The 18008-nt window shown below is 45.4% G+C and carries 18 protein-coding genes; 1 reads left to right on the forward strand and 17 read right to left on the reverse strand.

Features of this window, described 5'->3' with window-relative positions; translation table 11 throughout:
- Positions 1-93 precede the first annotated feature (93 nt).
- The 9 genes from TM074_RS02810 to TM074_RS02850 form a co-directional block, all read right to left on the reverse strand.
- The gene (locus TM074_RS02810; protein WP_369000192.1) at positions 94-651 is read right to left on the reverse strand and encodes a hypothetical protein; all 558 of its coding nucleotides are present in this window, start codon (positions 649-651) and stop codon (positions 94-96) included.
- A 228-nt stretch (positions 652-879) separates the two neighbouring features.
- A complete protein-coding gene (gene rpsP, locus TM074_RS02815; protein ID WP_369000193.1) occupies positions 880-1218 on the reverse strand; it encodes a 30S ribosomal protein S16 in 339 nt (112 codons plus the stop codon).
- A 75-nt stretch (positions 1219-1293) separates the two neighbouring features.
- Entirely contained in the window at positions 1294-2328 is a 1035-nt protein-coding gene (gene mnmA / locus TM074_RS02820) for a tRNA 2-thiouridine(34) synthase MnmA (RefSeq protein ID WP_369000194.1), read from the reverse strand.
- Positions 2325-2921, reverse strand: a complete 597-nt coding sequence (locus tag TM074_RS02825) for a YdcF family protein (protein ID WP_369000195.1) — start codon at positions 2919-2921, stop codon at positions 2325-2327. Before TM074_RS02825 ends, mnmA begins: the two co-directional genes overlap by 4 nt.
- Positions 2918-4075, reverse strand: coding sequence for a cysteine desulfurase family protein (locus tag TM074_RS02830; RefSeq protein WP_369000196.1), 1158 nt, complete (start codon positions 4073-4075; stop codon positions 2918-2920). Before TM074_RS02830 ends, TM074_RS02825 begins: the two co-directional genes overlap by 4 nt.
- A gap of 12 nt (positions 4076-4087) precedes the next feature.
- On the reverse strand, positions 4088-4525 hold the full coding sequence (locus TM074_RS02835) for a hypothetical protein (protein ID WP_369000197.1): 438 nt from the start codon (positions 4523-4525) through the stop codon (positions 4088-4090).
- A complete protein-coding gene (locus TM074_RS02840; protein ID WP_369000198.1) occupies positions 4526-4837 on the reverse strand; it encodes a hypothetical protein in 312 nt (103 codons plus the stop codon).
- An 11-nt stretch (positions 4838-4848) separates the two neighbouring features.
- On the reverse strand, positions 4849-5667 hold the full coding sequence (locus TM074_RS02845; protein WP_369000199.1) for a TatD family hydrolase: 819 nt from the start codon (positions 5665-5667) through the stop codon (positions 4849-4851).
- Positions 5668-5669: 2 nt separating this feature from the next.
- A complete protein-coding gene (locus TM074_RS02850) occupies positions 5670-7181 on the reverse strand; it encodes a methionine--tRNA ligase (protein WP_369000200.1) in 1512 nt (503 codons plus the stop codon).
- Between the two features lie 96 nt (positions 7182-7277).
- On the opposite strand from TM074_RS02850, the gene TM074_RS02855 reads away from it, so the two are divergent.
- Entirely contained in the window at positions 7278-8738 is a 1461-nt protein-coding gene (locus tag TM074_RS02855; protein ID WP_369000201.1) for a hypothetical protein, read from the forward strand.
- Positions 8739-8762: 24 nt separating this feature from the next.
- On the opposite strand, the gene TM074_RS02860 is transcribed toward TM074_RS02855, so the two are convergent.
- From TM074_RS02860 to pgk, 8 genes are read right to left on the reverse strand one after another with little or no spacing between them, the layout of a single operon-like run.
- Entirely contained in the window at positions 8763-9521 is a 759-nt protein-coding gene (locus TM074_RS02860; protein ID WP_369000202.1) for a polyphenol oxidase family protein, read from the reverse strand.
- Positions 9518-10297, reverse strand: coding sequence for a 16S rRNA (adenine(1518)-N(6)/adenine(1519)-N(6))-dimethyltransferase RsmA (rsmA, locus tag TM074_RS02865; protein ID WP_369000203.1), 780 nt, complete (start codon positions 10295-10297; stop codon positions 9518-9520). Before rsmA ends, TM074_RS02860 begins: the two co-directional genes overlap by 4 nt.
- Positions 10298-11317 carry a G5 domain-containing protein gene (locus TM074_RS02870; protein WP_369000204.1) on the reverse strand — a complete coding sequence of 340 codons (1020 nt, stop codon included), beginning with the start codon at positions 11315-11317 and terminating at the stop codon, positions 10298-10300. It lies immediately after the preceding gene.
- Between the two features lie 56 nt (positions 11318-11373).
- The gene (locus TM074_RS02875) at positions 11374-12540 is read right to left on the reverse strand and encodes a G5 domain-containing protein (RefSeq protein WP_369000205.1); all 1167 of its coding nucleotides are present in this window, start codon (positions 12538-12540) and stop codon (positions 11374-11376) included.
- Positions 12541-12574: 34 nt separating this feature from the next.
- The gene (locus TM074_RS02880; protein WP_369000206.1) at positions 12575-14677 is read right to left on the reverse strand and encodes an ATP-dependent helicase; all 2103 of its coding nucleotides are present in this window, start codon (positions 14675-14677) and stop codon (positions 12575-12577) included.
- Between the two features lie 4 nt (positions 14678-14681).
- Complete coding sequence (locus TM074_RS02885; RefSeq protein WP_369000207.1) at positions 14682-15965, reverse strand: hypothetical protein; 1284 nt, start codon at positions 15963-15965, stop codon at positions 14682-14684.
- A gap of 13 nt (positions 15966-15978) precedes the next feature.
- Complete coding sequence (tpiA, locus tag TM074_RS02890; protein WP_369000208.1) at positions 15979-16737, reverse strand: triose-phosphate isomerase; 759 nt, start codon at positions 16735-16737, stop codon at positions 15979-15981.
- 24 nt (positions 16738-16761) lie between these two features.
- Positions 16762-18000 (reverse strand): phosphoglycerate kinase, encoded by a 1239-nt coding sequence (gene pgk / locus TM074_RS02895; protein WP_369000209.1) that lies wholly within the window; start codon positions 17998-18000, stop codon positions 16762-16764.
- Between the last annotated feature and the right edge of the window lie 8 nt (positions 18001-18008).

Below are 18008 nucleotides of genomic sequence, written 5' to 3' on the forward strand. Positions count from 1 at the left end.
CTAATGTAGCCTGAAGAGCAGTCTTTCTGTTAGAGTATTCCTGCTTCAGTTGATCAAGTGCAGCCAGAAGAGTATTTTTCTTATCCGCATCCTTTAGCGTATTGATTTTGCTTGTGCGTCCGCAAAGCTGCTCGGTGTTTTCTGCGTATTTGCGGTAGTTAATGACGCGTCAGCTGCAGCCTGTCGAGCTTGTTCTGCAACTTTCGCCGCATTGATCGCATTATTAAGATTCTGAATAGCATTCCTTACATCTGTCAATGATGGATTTGGATTTCGACCAATATTGAGTTCCTCCAACTTATCTAGATCACGTAGTGGCGTAAAATCAGTTACTTGATTATTAACCATATCGATACGAATAGCATTAACCAAGAACTGCAAGCCCTCAGTATTAGTAATGTTCTTTGAGTTTAAGCCAAGTGGACCATACATATTTACCGGCACCTTCATATCACCGGCAGTAATTGCTTGGTCTGCCGTACGAACCACATCCTGCGGCAATCCTTGCCGACGACGCTGCTCGTTCATCGCTGACGCAATAACTGAATTTAGTACGCGCTTTAAATTAACGTCTGGAAAATCCATAACATAAGTATCCGGTGCTGTGGCTGGATCTTGTGTATTGATTGGTGAAGTATAGGCCTGAGCCACATCCTGCTATACAGAGCTCTGAACGGTATAAAGCGCACCAGCGGTTAAGACAATTGCCACAACTGCGACGGCAGAAATATACTTTTTAGTTTTTTGGATTTTCACTATATCCCCCTACTTGCTGAATAATTACATATAATCCTATTGATAACAATCCTTATGTAATATTCTGTCAATCAAATACCCGCAGATTTCTCTGCGGGTATAGGCTATATTTTCAGTGATTATTTATTCAGTAGGAGTCTCTTCTTTTGGCTGATTTTTACGCAGTTTTTCTGGGTTGCGAATCGCCTTATGTCTGTCAGCTGCAACTTCCTTAACCCACTTTGGCAACTTAACACCAGCTTCCTTAAGCAGTTTAACTACGCGAGGTGTTGGCTGAGCGCCATTGTCCAAATATTTCTGAGCTAATTCAGTCTGAATATTTGATTCTTTAGTGTGTGGGTTATAGCTACCGACATAAGCGACTACACGACCACTTGACGGATGGCGATGTGCTTCTTGTACCGCCAAGCGATATACTGGGTAACCTTTGCGACCTAAACGTTGCAAACGAATTGCTAGCATAAAATTAATCTTCCTTTAACTCTACGTTTTATTATTCCTTACTTTAGAACAGTTTACACTATTTTTTAGATAACGTCAATCTGTTTTCACAATTCCACCGCCCAAACATTCCTGGCCGCCATATATTACAGCAGACTGCCCGGGCGCTACTGCACGCTCAGGGGAGGAGAGATAGATAATATCACCATCAATTCTCGCGTCAATCAGAGCTCCTCGGTGACGCAATCTAACCTGCACAGTTTCATCTTTCTCAGGTGGTCGGTTAATCCAATGTATATCGGTTAATGTCAATCCTTTCTTCCACAAATTACCATTATCAATTGAGCGTGACACGTAAACCTCATTCTTTGCCATGTCCTTGCCGACGACATAATACGGCAAGCCGCCACCAATATTCAACCCATGTCGCTGCCCCAATGTGTAAAATATCGCCCCGTCGTGCCGACCAACAACCATACCTGTTTGCTGATCGATGATATCGCCAGGGATCGTCTCGACATATTCTGACAAAAACTCGCGAATCCCCACTTGCCCGACGAAGCAAATACCCATCGACTCCTTTTTGCTAGCCGTCCACAAGCCCCGCTCTTTGGCCATCTCGCGCACTTCAGCTTTAGTAAAATCACCGAGTGGGAACATGGTCTTTGTGAGCGCCTCCGACGTCACGCGGTAGAGGAAATAGGTTTGGTCTTTGTTGTCATCATGCGCCCGAAGCAAGCACCCCTCGCTCGTCCTGGCATAATGCCCCGTCGCAATATACTCCGCACCCGCTGCCAACGACGCCTCTAAAAACAACTTAAATTTCACCTCTTGATTGCACATCACATCAGGATTTGGCGTCCGACCCGCCTGGTATTCACGGATCATATAGTCAACGACATTTTGCTTATACTCTTTCTGAAAATCAAACACCTGAAAATCAATCCCCAGCCCCACCGCCACACGCTTGGCGTCAGCCACATCTTCTGCCCACGGACAGTGCATACCCGGCAAATCTTCCGACCAGTTTTTCATATACACGCCAGTTACCTCGTGGCCTTGCTCGACCAATAGCGCTGCCGCTACCGACGAATCAACGCCACCCGACATGCCAACAAACACCCTGCTCATCTTGACAGCCCCAGAGCAAACAGCCCAATTCTCATTAATTCACCTAAAGCCAGCCACCAACCCCATGGCGTTAGCCACCACCAGGGGCTCCAGCTTTTATCATAAACAACTGGATGGCTTCGAATTTTTACATCCTGAAATTGTGATGAAAACTCAAGTTGTGCACGCCGCATATGGTAGCCACTCGTCACTAAAATAACATCCTTAATTTTTCTCGAATCAATAATCTTTTTTACCTCAGTAGCGTTTTGCCTGGTGGTCTCAGAAGATTCTTCCATGACAATAGCGCTCTTAGGGACGCCGCTATTAACCGCCCTCTGGTACATAGCCTTGGCATTTGACGGGCCAGACTTATCCGCTGCAGCCCCCGAAACAATAACTAACGGCGCCCAACCTGACTTGTATAATTTAATTGCCTCGTCAGTTCGCGCATTTGTATCGCCGCCGCTTACCACTATAATAGCATCAGCCATACGGCAATCGCCATCACCTGGAGTATCGCACTTTTCTAAATCATTTGGTGATAAATAAACACTAAGGCCGAGCACAACTATCGCCGCAAAAATCACCAAACCAATTATCTTATGAATCACCGACTAACCCTTTCAGTCTCTAAACGTACCGCCTCGATAATTAATTGGCTAGCCAACTTAATATTATCTTCATTATTCAATTTTCCTAAAGTTAGCCTTAAGCTGCCGTCAATTTCTGATTCGCTTAGACCAATACTCGACAACACATGTGAGCGCGTACCAGAATTGGCTGCGCAAGCACTTCCTGTGGCTACCAACACACCACGAGACTCCAATAAAAATACCAATCTCTCAGCATCAATCCCAGAAAACGAGACATTTAAAAAACTTACCAAACTTTTTTTCATATCTGAAGATGTGACCATTTCTGGAAAAGCTTGTCGTAGATCTTTTACCAGTCCCTCTCGCAATTTTCGTAACCGCTTAACTTCCGCAGAACGTCGTTTTTGCGCCAGCTCTAGCGCGGTCGCGAATCCCACTACACCAGCCACATTCTCTGTACCGCTACGCAACCCCAACTCCTGGCCACCACCTAAAATATTAGCAGTTAAGGTAACACCCGGACGAACCCAAAGTAGTCCAACCTGCTTTGGCCCATAAACCTTTGCGGCTGAAAGAGTGAGCAGATCAACACCGAGCCGCTTAATCTTCACGTCAATTAAAGCCGCTGCCTGTGAAGCATCGGTATGGAAAACTAATGGCGTTGACTCGCCATTCTCCTGACGCCTGAGTCGCTCAGTTTTTATGATTTCTGCAATTTCTTCAATTGGCTGAATATAGCCCAGCTCATGATTCACCAGCGCAATACTGATAAAACTAACGTCTGGCGTTAGCATTTTTTTCACCAGCTGCGGATCAATGCGACCATTTTTCATCAGCTGGATAAATCGAACTTCTGAACGTGCCTTTGCGGAATTAATAACCGCGTCATGCTCAATAGCCGATATTAAGCTCACGCCACCAGCTGCATTAAACGCCAAATTGATAGACTCCGTCGCGCCCGCCGTCATTATCAGTTCGTCAGCCATCACCCCGAGACAGCGAGCTAAGCGCGATTTTGCCTGCTGGTATTCACGCTTAGTGAATATCGCTGGAGCATAAGGACTAGACGGATTGAAAAACTTCTCAGAAAAATATGGCAACATCGCCTCAATCACCAACGGATCCATTGGCGTAGCAGCGGCATGATCAAGATAAATATAATCTCTATTCACGTTTTTATTATATCAGAGCGGCTGACCGGTCTGCGGGTCTTTCTTATAGAGCTGCCGAGAAACTCGCTCGTAATATTCCTTAGTCGCCAAAATAAAGTTCTGAAGTTCAGCGCCCTCTAGGTAAGTGTATTGATAATTTGGCTGAATTTTCAAAATTCCCTTCGCCTGAATTTCATAACGCGTTGTCAACTCTTGCCGGCCACCTTTACCATCAGCTACTTCCTCATACCAGATCCAGGTATCTTTGTCCAAGTTAAAGAACTCACGACGCGTCACATGCGCTGGCTTCTCACCAAAAATCGTCGCGCCAATTTCACTTTCCAGCTGAATTAATTCGCGCTCAGTAAACTTCTTTAAGGGCCGATCTTTTTTGCGAAACTTTAATAATGATGCCGCATCGCTATCGTCAGCAAAAACCAAACCTCGTACTTTTTTTAATAAACGAGGCATTTATGGCACCTCGTTAGTTTTAGCTTTTCGAAGATCCGCTAACATATTGCCAATTTTTTTCGTAGATTCAACAGGATCAATAGGCTTCTTACTTTCACCAAGCACCTGTTTGCAAAAATCAACCGCCCCATTATTAATGACGTTCGTTTTAACATCATTCTTAATATTCTTTACGTCAATAGCAGCCTTCCCTAGTTCGGGATTTGCTTTAGAGCTATCATCACGTCTTTCAGCGTAAGAAAGAATAGAAGCAAGATTTTTGCAAGCTTCATTCACAGATGGGTCATTAACACGTTCAGCTGTAATATTCATTTTCTCCACTTTCAAATGCCAAAAAGCTGTTTTGTATTACGGACAGTGGCTTCACTTAGGACATTGAAATCAATATTTCGCTTCTCCGACCAATATTTAGCCACTAATTCCACATACTCTGGCTTATTTATCTTACCACGAAATGGCTTTGGCGTCAAGAATGGAGCGTCGGTTTCCACCAATAACCGATCTAGGGGAATTGTGGCAAATAATTCCTGATGCGCCTGCACCTTCGTAAACGTGCTAATTCCATTAAGCCCCACATACAAATTGCGAGAAAAACCCTTCTCCAGATTGACACTTGTATCCGTAAAACTATGCAATACGCCACGCAGTCCATGAAAGTTATCAAAAATCGGCCAAAAATCATCCCACACCGACGGCTGGTCGGGCGCGCCATCACGAATGTGAAAGCTTACCGGTAAATCATAATCCACCGCCAGCTGCAGCTGCGCCTCCAGCGCCTGAATTTGCACCTCGCGCGGACTATGATTGTAATAATAATCAAGGCCAATCTCACCAATCGCGACAATCGGCGAATTCTCCGTCTTGGCTTTAAGTAGCCGCTCTATATCGCTCCGGCCAGCCTTGCTGTCATGCGGATGAACGCCAACTGCCGCCCACACACAGTCATGGTTCGCGGCAAATTCCACCGCCTGTTGACTACTGCGTTCATCAGTGCCAACACAAATCATACCGATGCCCGCGGTGATTGACTGACGATAAAATTCCTCACGATTGTCCGCGAAAAATTCAGTGTCGTGCAAATGGCAGTGCGAATCAATCAAACGTAAATCTGTCACCGCGTGATGCTCCACTACTGAATTCATAATTATTTTCCTTGGGCTTCTACTTTTGGTGCGCGAGGATCGGGCGTATGAAGATATTTGCGCGGGAATAGTGGCGTCAATTCTGACGGTACGACACCACTAGCAAACATCTCATGAATTTTCTCAGCAGTTTGCGGCATAAATGGCCGCAGCATGTCAGAAACTTGCAACAAAGCACCGCAAGCATGCGCTAAAATCTCGCCCAGATGCGCCTCTGCCTCTGGATCCTTGTCACGATTTTTTGCAACTTGCCACGGCTGGACCCGCTCAATATATTGGTTCAACGTGCGAATAATTCGCCAAATCTCATCCATAGCCTGGTCAAACATAAAACTCTCCATCGCCTGGCGGTATGGGCCCATATCATGTTCGGCCTGCGGCGCATCGCCGATGACGCCGGCTTGGTACGACTGCACCATCTTTGCCACTCGCTGCACCAAATTACCGAGGTCATTACCCAATTCGCCATTATAGGCTGCCTCAAATTTCTCCCAGGTAAAGTCGCCGTCATCCTGAGTTGGTACGTGGCGCAGGAAATAATAACGAAAGGCCTCGACACCGTAGTGCGGGATGATATCAGCTGGTCCGACACCATTACCGAGACTCTTACTCATTTTGGCGCCACCAACATTGATAAAGCCATGAACCAATAGCACCTTTGGCAGCGGTAAATCCAGCGCCATCAACATTGCCGGCCAAATCCCAGCATGGAACCGAAGAATATCCTTACCAATTACCTGCACATTTGCTGGCCAATAACTCTGCCACTCCTCTGGACGGTCAGGATAGCCAATGACTGTGATGTAATTACTCAGCGCATCCAGCCAGACATACATCACCTGCGTGTCATCGCCCGGTACTGGCACGCCCCAGCTGAGGTTCTTGCGCGGACGCGAAATTGACACATCCTTCAGCCCATCTTTCATCAATTCCAAAAACTCTTTTTTGCGGAATTCAGGCACAATTTTCATCTTGTTTGATTCAATGGCCTGGCGGATGTTCTCTGAGAATGCGCTGGTTTTGAAATAATAATTTTCTTCACTCAGTCGTTGGTATGGCGACTGGTGGTCGGGACAAATGCCATTATTTTCAGCTGCTTCCTTGTCGGTAACGAATGCCTCACAACCTTGGCAATACCAACCCTCGTATGTGCTTTTGTAGATATAGCCAGCCGTAGCCAGCTTCTGCCAAATGTACTGCACCGCACTAACATGATGCGGATCAGTCGTGCGGATAAAATCCGTCGCTGAAATATTCAACTCAGCGATCATGTTCTGGAAATTACCATGCATTTGATCGACATAAGCCTGCGGCGTTTGGTTTTGGCTGGCAGCCTTGGCGGCAATTTTATTGCCATGCTCATCCACGCCCGTCTGGAAACGCACCTCGCGGCCATTTTGTCGCTGATATCGCGCCCATACATCCGCCAACATATAGTCCATGGCGTGCCCAATGTGCGGCAAACCGTTGACATAAGGAATAGCAGTAGTGATGTAGGCGTGTTGTTTAGTCATAGGTAAATTATAGCAAATTAAACAGAGCATCTCCACTAGATAACCATATTAAACAATATGCTACAATGGTAACTGCAATAATACTTAGGAGGAGTAATGAATAAACTTATTAAAAACCTACTTGTAGCGGCGGCTATTAGCGTTGCTATAGTTGGCACCTACACACCAGCAACAGCAAGCGCCAACGGAGGAAGCTGGCAAAAGAATTCAATCGGGTGGTGGTATAAAAACTCTGATGGTAGCTACCCTAAAAATCAATGGCAGCAAATAGACGGCAAATGGTACTACTTTGACGGACGCGGATATATCACACATAGTAAGTGGGAGTGGATAAATGGCTACTGGTACTTCTTTAATACCAGCGGTCATATGATAGAAAACACCTGGAAGATGATTGGTGACAAATGGTATTACTTCGACACTAAAGGCCATATGCTGCACGACCAGTGGGTCGGCGACTACTACGTCGGTAAAGATGGCGATATGTTAAAGAATACCATCACGCCAGACAACTATGTAGTTGGAAGCGACGGAAAATGGGATAAGAGGTTTTCGAGAGAATTAGCAGAGAAAGCTAAAACCCGATTCAACGTCCAATATTTAAATCTATACCATTCCGACCACTCAAAATACGCAGAAGCTTATAGTATTACCTTCGGAAATAGAGGAGAATACAATACCGCGCTCCAATTAATCGAGATAGTTTACCCAGAATACAACGCTGTAGATAACGCGAAAAGGGCAATAAAAAAGATTGTAGACGACCAGAACAATTCCAATAATCCCACGACATTTCGACACTCGAAATATTCAATGACACACAGCCTCACTCTCCGTGATGTTAGCGAAAATAGCCACAGTTATTATATGTTCTCAGAAGAAGAGGTTAATAAGGCTTTTGTGGCACTGAGCAGCGAAATAAACTTTTCTAAATTCTTTAAAGATCAAGCTATAAAGAACCTACAGAATATAGAACACACGTATACCATCTCATCAAAAATCAACTACGAAAAACACCTCGCAGCTAAAGGATTCACAAAAGAAGAGATAGACAATGCGTTTAAGTATGTAAAGATAGATTTTGTAAAAAATGCTCAGCACGTAGCAAACACACTCCTAGGACTTAATAAGCCGTCCGAAATCTCAAGATCATACATCATAAACCGCCTGATAGAGGATGACCACTTCACTAAAGACGAGGCAGAAAAGGGTGTTGATCGCCTAAACTATGATTTTAAGGTCAATATACGCAATTGGATAAATAAGAATTCTCTAGCCGACAGCACATGGGCATGGGCTAAACTGTATTCAAAAAATCACATAATATATGACCTAACACACTTCGGAAAATTCGTAGAATCGGAAGTTCGAGAAGTACTGACAGAATACAATATCAATTACACTGAGCGAGCACGACTACGAGCTATAGACATTCTGAAGAATGGAAAATATAGCAGAAGTAATTTGGAAAAAACTCTTATCGACCAGTGGAAGTTCACCAAGGAAGAAGCTACCAACGCTGTTAAGGATTTAAAGCACGAAAATCTGATTGATTAATTAACCTTTAATCATAAAAGCGACTCAGTTTAAAACCCCTGAGTCGCTTTTCATACACGCAACTACAGCAAATCTACCATCAACATCACCCGATGAGTGCGAAAAATAATTCGGATTATCTGCTGTGTCAATTGGCGAGATGAAAATATTGTCAGCAGGAACACCCGCCTGGACGGCCAGCGAACGATTAAATCCTTGCATGTCCAGATATATTCCGTCGGCTGTTTGATGGCAGAAATTGTGCCAATTAATGTCGTCTGCGTGATTAAAATAATCCATACGATAATTTTTCTGCGTGATACTTGGCGACATCCAAATTTGCAAATCTTTTGCCTGGCTACCACGCTCGACAAAGTACTGAATCGCCCTTGTCATCAACTGCGCAACCGTCGAATGCCGACCCAAATGCGCCAGCATCAGTGCCCGACGCTTTGGACCATAGATGACGGTGGCGATACAGTCCGCCACTGGTAAAAATAAACCGACACCAGCCGCTTCGGTATAGAGCGCGTCAGCAAAAATACCTTCGTTGTTGTACTTAACCGTGTCAGCTTCAGTGACTTCGATGGTAGTATCAAAAGTTTGCGCTCGATCATATGAAATCACGTGATAGACAACGTCGTCGTAATTAATATCAATTTGATCGCAAAACCGCCGCCGATTCTCCAGTACGTCGGCTACGTGACGACCACGAATACGATCAAGCATGGTGCCGTCGTCTTTCGACGAAACCGCAACTAACACATCAGACGGAAAGCATGTCGGCTGATCTGCCGCAATCATTGCGCCCGCCACTCACTCAGTATTCGCTGCCAATCGTCAATCGCCAGGTCTTCGGCGCGGATATCAGGTGAAATGTCAGCCTTTTTTAGCAACTGTTCGGCAGCATCTTTACTGATAGCTAGCCCGCCGCTCAAGCTGGAGCGCAGTTTTTTACGCTTGGCTGAAAATCCAGCTTTGACAACACGGAAAAAATCTTTTTGGTCTTCAGGGGCGACTAGTGGTTCGGTGCGAGTCCTCAATACCACCACCTGCGAATCAACTTTTGGCGGCGGCGTGAAAAACTGCCGTGGCACTTCAATGTCTAGTTCTGCCTGGGCAAATAGCTGCGCGCTAACCGCTAAAATGCTCATTTCGCCAGGCTCCGCCGCGATACGCTGGGCAACTTCTTTTTGTACCAGCAGTACCGCCAAACTTGGTTTATTTTCCGCCGTCATCAACTTCTCGATAATTTTGCTAGTAATATAGTACGGCACATTGGCGACTACTTTATAGCCAGTTGGCAATTGATTTAAATCAAATTGCAAGATGTCTTCGTTAATCACTTCCAGGTTTTTGCCGGGAAATTGCCCCGGTAACTTGCACGCCAAATCCCTGTCAAATTCTACCGCCACCACCCGCCCGGCTCGTGCCAACAACCGGCTAGTCAATGTGCCAAGTCCCGGCCCAATTTCCAAAACCACATCATCTTTGCCGAGTTCCGCCGCCGCGGTAATCTCCGCCAATATTTCTGGGTCGCGCAGCCAATGCTGGCCTAATTCTTTTTTCGGTCCCGCCATCTAGCGACCATCTCCGTTAGTCCAGTCGGTCGCCAGGTCAAATCCATGCGGATACCGGGCCGCAAACCCGCCAGTGTCGTACACTTTACCAAGTCCCATGCTGGTTTCCACAACTGAGCAGCGGGGATAATTACCATAATTTGCCGCCACTAAAATATAGCCGTCCTTGTCCACCTTGGCGCCGTCCGCCCGCACCGTGTAGCCACCACCAGCGCCACAAGATTTTATCACCATATTCATCGGCAAATCGTAATACGTCTCACGATGCGCCACGCCTTTGGAATCAGTAAATATCTGCGCGCCCTTGCTTTTAGTCAGTGGATTTTTAGGTTTAGTGCCAATTATTTCAACTTGCTTTTTTGGCTGCCGCATAATCTCGCTAGACATTTCCCTACGACTTACCTCACGCTCACTATCAACTTCGACTCGGTAGGTTATCTTTCGCACGCCCTTCTCACCCAACTGCCTCACACTCTTAAAGCCAATTGGTTGAGAATCGTCCTTTACCTGTTCAATCTGAAAATTGATATCAGCTTCTTCCGTCACCGTTCGCTGTTTAGCTCGCTCAATCTTCATCACCAACCCCGCACCATTCACCAAAAGATTTTCAGAATTTGTAAACTGCGTCTTATCTTCACGATAAAGCGTCATTCCTGCAGCCTTCGCAATCAAAGCTGGTGTTTGTTCGGCGGTGGTAATTTTTAGACGTTTATTACCATCGACAATTGTTATTGGGCGGGCACGGAAGATGTTAACTTGATATTTTGAACCCGTGAGCTCCATATCAATATTTGGCTCAACGGTGTCCATTTTCTCATCAATAGAAATCTTAGCAGACTGCAGAGCCTGACGCACCGTTAATGCGTTTGTCACAATTGTTTTTTCTTCACCACGATCATATACACGAACCAAATGCCTACTAGGACTTTTCCCTTCGGCAAATGACGACATTGGCATTGCAATCATAATCGACATAGCAAAGCCAATAATTTTTCCAAAAAATAAACCTTTTGCTCGCATAATCAATCAACAGCTCACAGAGTGCATTAAGGGGATTATACCAAATTACGAGATTATTATCTATAGATATCCTGCAAACCCATCTTTATCTTGCAAGTAGGCCATGGCTGCCAGCCGCGAGCTTTATAAGTCTCCCAAGCTTTTTGATCCTGCACTGAAGCTGGCGCATCAGAGGCTACTTCATAGCCACCATATTTGCCCCAAGTTCGCTTATCAAACTGGTAAGCGCCGTAATAACCATTTCCCGTATTTGAAGTATAACTGCCCTCACAACTCCTTAGTCGAGCTAACGCTTCAGAAAAACTGCCAGAAAATGTGTTCGAGCTTTTGGCGCCTACGATCTCAATCTGTTTTTTAGACTCCTTCGTTACAACGCTAGCGATCTCCTTGCGACTAACCTCTACTCCATTTTTCATCTCAATTTCATAAGTAACATTTTTCTTACCATTTTCACCAGCCTGTTTTACATCCCGGTAGCCCAAATCTCGGTTAGCGTCTTGAACTTTTTCAGTCTGGAATTTCACATCTTCCTCCACGGTAACGGTTTGCTTACCATTGCGCCACAATTCAATTTTCATTCCAGGCACGATTCTTGCCGACTGATCAACAGATAGCGTATCGTCTTTCTGTAAGGTAATATTTTTATCCTTCAATAACTCACCGACTGTTTTTGCGTGAGTACGAACCACAGACTCCTTACCATATAAAACAAAATTCACCACAGACGCCCGCTCTACTTTCATGACTACGTCTGCGCCATCAACCACTATATTATCACCTTTACCCAGCGCGGTTTTATCCTCAGTAAAAACTTCAAGCCCCGCCGCCTTAGCAATCAAAGCTGGTGTTTGTTCGGCGGTGGTAATTTTTAAGCGTTTATTGCCATCGACAACTGTTATTGGGCGGGCACGGAAGATGTTAACGTTATATTTCTCAGCCACCATCTCCGAATCTAAGCCAGGCTCAACGACGTCTTGACGTTCATCAATAGAAATCTTAGCCAATTTTAAAGCCTCACGAACTGTCCGCGCCTTAGTAACAATCGTCTTTTCGACGCCTCTATCGTATATATTAACCAATCTTTCACCAGCCTTAGCAACTGGCTTAGACGTGTCAGCCAAAGCTTGATTGACAAAAAATAAACCACCAACCAACGTCAATATAACGCCAGCAGTGAGCATAATTTTAGTTGAATAATATCTCGCTTGTAATCTTAAATTCATACGTCATAAGCGCCACAGCGCAGATATTATTATATCAAATTTTCTCCAAGCGCGCGAATTCAACATTCAGCTTCTTAATGTTTCCGTCGTCAAATTTCACAGTCACACCAAGACCATCGCTATCAATAATTTCACCTGAACCGAAGCTTGGGCTGCGCACACGATCGCCCACCTCTAATCCAAGATCCTCCGTATAAAATTCAGGCTCTATCATTGGCTGAGCCGGCTTATCAGCCCCACCCGCTAACAGCCCCATTTCATCCAAGAATCGCGACGGCATATTATAGCCAATCTGCCCAAACTGAGTCCGGGAGTTAGCGCAGCTGATAAACAATTCCTCTCGCGCCCGAGTTACTCCCACATAACACAGCCGACGCTCTTCCTCAATATCGTCAGCCTTACCACTATCAAACACTCGTGCGTGTGGCAAAATTCCCTCTTCCAGACCCGCCAAGAAAACCACCGGAAATTCTAATCCTTTAGCAGCATGTAGCGTCATCAAAGTTACCTGCTGATCAGCTGTAGCATCCGCCGAAGACATCAGTGACATTTCTTCTAGGAAAGTCGCCACATCAACATAAGCCTTCGCCTCCGCTACGAGAACACCGATATTTTCCATCCGCTCATCGGCCTGAGGCGTGCCGTCGTTGATAAAATCCCCGTAACCAGTTTGTCTGATAATTTTTTCAATTAATTCCGCTGGCGAGTCATCAATTTCCTGCTGTAATTCCTCCAGGATTTTTCCCAACTCTAGCAAAGGTCGTTTTGCTCGCGCCGTCAAATTATCTGCCTCTTCGACCACCAAAAGACCACTGATTATATCTCGGCCCGAAGCCGCGTTCCATTCCAAAAACTTAGCCATACTGACCGCACCAATACCGCGCTTTGGAGTATTGACGATTCGCAAAAAACTAACCCGGTCGCTCGGCTGATATAGTAAACGCAGGTAGGCTAGCACATCTTTGATGACTGCCCGATCCAAAAACCTTAAGCCGCCGACAATTTTATAAGGGATATAACTCTGCCTGAGCGCCCGCTCAATCGCATAGCTCTGGGCATTTGTCCGATATAATACCGCCACGTCGCCGTACTGGCGGCCATTAGTAATTTGCGCTTGAATCTCATTAGCAATCGCCAGCGCCTCTTCCGACTCGCTATATAATTGCCATAATTTTGGATCGGCGCCATCACCATTTGCCGTCCATAGATTCTTATCTGTCCGATGAATATTATGCTGAATGAGCGAATTTGCTAAACCTAAAATCGCGCCTGTTGAACGATAATTTTGCTCCAATTTAACCACGGTTGTCCCCGGAAAGTCGCGCTCGAAATTAAGAATATTAGTATAATCAGCGCCGCGAAAACTATAAATCGACTGCGCATCATCGCCAACTACGCATAGGTTACGCCGTTCGTTAACCAACAATTTGATCAGCGCGTACTGCACAGCATTCGTATCCTGATACTCATCAATTAGAATATATTCAAACTGACGCTGCCATTTCTGGCGAATCTCTGGGCTATTCTGTAATAATTCCACGGTTTTAGTTAATAAATCATCGAAGTCAAGCGCCGCCGCCTTTTTCAAGGCTTTTTCATAGGCGAAGAACAATTCAGCAATTTTCTGCTCCCGAGGGCCGCGCGCTGACATTGAAAAATCTTCCGCACTGCGCATTTCATTTTTAGCGTTTGAAATAACCGACAGCACCGCCCGCGGCTTAATATCTTTATCCGTCAGACCGCGCGCTTTCATAATTTGCTTCATCAGGCTTGCCTGATCATCAGTATCATAAATAAGAAACCGCTTATCAAGCCCAATATTTGCGCCGTCCATCCGCAACATTCGTACACAAATGCTATGAAATGTCCCCACCCACGGCATAAATTGACGATTATCAGCATTCTCACCCAGCAACTGCGCCAATCGCTGCCGCATTTCCTTAGCCGCTTTATTAGTAAAGGTTACTGCTAAAATTCGGCTAGGAAAAACTTTCAACTCGCCAATCAAATAAGCAATTCGATGCGTCAGTGTTTTTGTCTTTCCAGAACCAGCACCCGCCAAAATCAATAGCGGTCCGTCGCCATGCGTCACCGCTCGAGCTTGCTCGTCATTTAAACCATCCGTAAAATTAGTCATGTATCTATTTTATCAGCAAAAAGTAGGAAACAGCACCACCAGCAACACCAACTACCAGGAACAAAATAATTAACAACAGAGTCAACAGACCAGTTTTCTTCTTTTCCTCGCTGCGAGGCGGCTTTACTTCCGTAGACACCGCAGCAAACATAGGCGCTGGCTCAGAGTCAACCATTTCATTTTCAGACGAATATTGCTGTGGCATGTCATTAGACTGAGAGGCAGGCGGGCTAGGCTGCATATTAGGTTCGCTATCAACAACTTCATTCATTTCTGACGCACCAGGAATACCCGCTTCTTCAATTGCTATAATTTCCGGACTGAGGTCCATCATTGAATCTGGAGTCTCGCTTAAAGCTTCCTTATCCATAGTGTAATTAGATAAGTCAGAATTATACTGATGGTTCAATTTCATATCTTCCAAGTCTACAGGCCCAGACTCAAGCTCGTCTTCCTCTACGCCAGATTCAGACTCTATAGCGTTTTGATCAACAGCACCAAGAGGCCTCTTCTCAACTTCAACATTAGCAATAAATGGAGACTCTAACGGTTCGGGTGCTGGAGAAGCGATAGAATCATTACTTTCAGACAATGACTGCGCTATCTTATCGGTCAATGACAACTCTTCAACAGGAGCGTCTTCTATCGCCGCAAAGGCTGACTCATTCTGTATATCCTTCAAATCAGGAGCATCGTCTAAACTATCAAGCTGATTATCTACAGCCGACAACTCCTCCTCAATCGGTGAAGTTTTACCTGTCATATTAACTACATCCACCAAATCAGCTGAAGGCTGAATTGATACGCCAGTTCGAGATGGCGCCGATGACACCGACTTCTGAGCAGTATTAACTGATGACGGACGAACAACATCCATAAATCGGCCTGTCGGACGCCTGGTAATTACTGGGGAGGTTTTATCTTCTTTTGGCGTCGAATCTGGGGTTTGACCAAGTGTACTACTAGGTGCAACAGTAGCGGCGGGTGCAGAAATGATCTCAGGTTTTTCAACCAGACTATCCTGAGGAGCCTGCAGTTCTGCTTTAGACTCGACGCTTGACGCTGAAGTGGTTGAGCTAGGAGAAGGCGCGTCTAAAGCAGGAGCAAAAGGCGTAACCGGCGGCGCAAAACTTGAGCCAACAGTACTAGTTTCTATGGTTTTTTTCTCCTCCACAGAAGGTGTTTCGACGTCATGCTTTACTTCGGCATTCACTGAATTCTTTTCTTGCTGCTTACTCATTAGAGAATTAACCGCTCTGTCCAACTCGTCAAAATCAATATCTGTCATATGCCCCCTATTTTTAACCTTTATGCGCCTTTGAAATTATCTCCTTAAATTGATATGCGTCTAAGCTTGCTGCCCCCACTAATAAACCATCAAGTTCGTCAATCGCCAAGTAGTCTGCGGCGCTCGCTGGTGTAATACTGCCTCCGTACAAAATACGTACTGATTCTGCCGCCTTTTTACCGTACAGATGGGCAATGTGCCGCCGAATCATTTGTGCAGCCTTTTTTACATCAATCGCCTTAGCATTATCACCAGTGCCAATTGCCCAAACCGGCTCATAAGCCACAACCACTTCGCCAAGCTCTTCCGCTGTGATATTTGCCAAGCCACTGGTAAGCTGATCCGCTAAAACATCTTTTGTTTCGCCAAGCGTTCGCTCTTGAATAGTCTCGCCAATACACAGGACTGGACGTATCCGATTACGAATCGCCGCCTGAACTTTCAACCGGATATCCTTCTCACTCTCAATAAAAATATATCGTCTTTCTGAATGTCCAATTAGAGCATAATCAGCAATTCCTCGAAGATGTGCCACCGGAGTCTCGCCGGTGTAAGCCCCGGAGTCTCGCCAGTAACAGTTTTGGGCTGCCAATTTGGCAATCCGCCGATTGACCTGCAAACTTAAACTCTGCAGCGTCAAAATCGTAGGCGCCAATACCACTTCAACATCCCGATGAGACGGCAGCGTATTCATTAGCTTATGTAAATATAAGCTTGCCTCATGCATATTGAAGTTCATTTTCCAGTTACCGATAATTAATTTTTTTCTCATGAGATAATCCTTATGCTTAGTTTATCACCTCATGCCGTATGAGTCTAGTAAACTTTCAATTCCGGGCAATTTTTTACCAGCCATCAAGGCCATACTAGCCCCGCCACCAGTGGAAACGTGCGTGAAGCTAACCCCATCATGACCATCCCACTTCAATATAAAATCCGCCGTATCCCCGCCACCAACAATTGAAGTCGCCTCATTATTCTGAGCAATCGCTAGGGCAGCTCGCGCTGAACCAATCGCAAAATTATCAATTTCTGCATATCCCAGCGGCCCATTCCAAATAACAGTTTTGGCGTCCGCTAGTATTTTTGTAAAAGTCTCAATCGTCTGACTGCCAATATCAAGTGCCATATCATCATCTTTTATGTGATCAACACTAACTTCTCGTCTGTGACAATCTTTAGAAATCTCCGACGCCACCGCCACGTCCACTGGTAAAACCAAAAATTTATCGACATTATCGGCACCAACTTTAGCGGCTGCCAGGTCATAGATTTCCGATACAACCCTCTCCATTCCCGACTCAAAAACACTCTTGCCAATATTTACACCACGACAATGAAGAAACGTATTTGACATTGCGCCGCCTATTAAAATTCGGTCAGCTTTTTTTATCAAGCGCTTTATCAGAGAAATTTTGTCGCTTACTTTTGCACCGCCAATAATTGCCACCAGCGGACGCTTAGGACTGCTCATTGCTTTAGTTATCGTTATGTATTCTTTCTCGAGCAATAAACCTGCTAACCCTGGCACGCAAAGAGAAATGGCATGCGTGCTAGCGTGCGCTCGATGCGCCACCGCAAATCCATCCTGCACAAAGTAATCCGCCCGAACCGCTCGCTGAATTGACTTAGCAAACACCAAATCATCCGCCTCTTCTTCGTCGTAAAAACGCAGATTTTCCAGCATAATGACACTTCCCAGTGGCGCACGGCGAACAGTCTGGCGAACTGATTCGCCTACACAATCGCCCAGCAGCTTCACCGGACTACCCAGCAATTTAGACAGATGATCCGCTACAACCTTCAGGCTAAGTTTGAGGTCCCTACCCTTTGGCCTCCCCAAATGCGACATTATAATAATCTTACAATTCTGCTCCAGAAGATAGCGCAGGGTGGGCAGAGAAGCACGAATTCTTAGGTCATCAGAAATTTGACCACGCTTTGTTAGCGGAACGTTATAATCCGATCGCAGAAGAATTGTCTTACCGCGTAAATCAACATCACGAATTGTTTGCTTTGGAAATTTTCTGCCCACCCAATTTT

It is taken from the genome of Candidatus Nanosynbacter sp. TM7-074, from assembly GCF_041006295.1.
Taxonomy (GTDB): Bacteria; Patescibacteriota; Saccharimonadia; order Saccharimonadales; family Saccharimonadaceae; genus Nanosynbacter.

Excerpts from the sequence above, each read along its gene's own strand:
- rpsP (WP_369000193.1), bottom strand. The coding sequence starts at position 1,218 with ATGCTAGCAATTCGTTTGCAACGTTTAGGTCGCAAAGGTTACCCAGTA.
- rsmA (WP_369000203.1), bottom strand. The coding sequence starts at position 10,297 with ATGGCGGGACCGAAAAAAGAATTAGGCCAGCATTGGCTGCGCGACCCA.
- TM074_RS02875 (WP_369000205.1), bottom strand. The coding sequence starts at position 12,540 with ATGAATTTAAGATTACAAGCGAGATATTATTCAACTAAAATTATGCTC.
- TM074_RS02840 (WP_369000198.1), bottom strand. The coding sequence starts at position 4,837 with ATGAATATTACAGCTGAACGTGTTAATGACCCATCTGTGAATGAAGCT.
- TM074_RS02835 (WP_369000197.1), bottom strand. The coding sequence starts at position 4,525 with ATGCCTCGTTTATTAAAAAAAGTACGAGGTTTGGTTTTTGCTGACGAT.
- TM074_RS02850 (WP_369000200.1), bottom strand. The coding sequence starts at position 7,181 with ATGACTAAACAACACGCCTACATCACTACTGCTATTCCTTATGTCAAC.
- tpiA (WP_369000208.1), bottom strand. The coding sequence starts at position 16,737 with ATGAGAAAAAAATTAATTATCGGTAACTGGAAAATGAACTTCAATATG.
- TM074_RS02885 (WP_369000207.1), bottom strand. The coding sequence starts at position 15,965 with ATGACAGATATTGATTTTGACGAGTTGGACAGAGCGGTTAATTCTCTA.
- TM074_RS02860 (WP_369000202.1), bottom strand. The coding sequence starts at position 9,521 with ATGATTGCGGCAGATCAGCCGACATGCTTTCCGTCTGATGTGTTAGTT.
- TM074_RS02870 (WP_369000204.1), bottom strand. The coding sequence starts at position 11,317 with ATGCGAGCAAAAGGTTTATTTTTTGGAAAAATTATTGGCTTTGCTATG.
- mnmA (WP_369000194.1), bottom strand. The coding sequence starts at position 2,328 with ATGAGCAGGGTGTTTGTTGGCATGTCGGGTGGCGTTGATTCGTCGGTA.
- TM074_RS02855 (WP_369000201.1), top strand. The coding sequence starts at position 7,278 with ATGAATAAACTTATTAAAAACCTACTTGTAGCGGCGGCTATTAGCGTT.
- TM074_RS02880 (WP_369000206.1), bottom strand. The coding sequence starts at position 14,677 with ATGACTAATTTTACGGATGGTTTAAATGACGAGCAAGCTCGAGCGGTG.
- TM074_RS02845 (WP_369000199.1), bottom strand. The coding sequence starts at position 5,667 with ATGAATTCAGTAGTGGAGCATCACGCGGTGACAGATTTACGTTTGATT.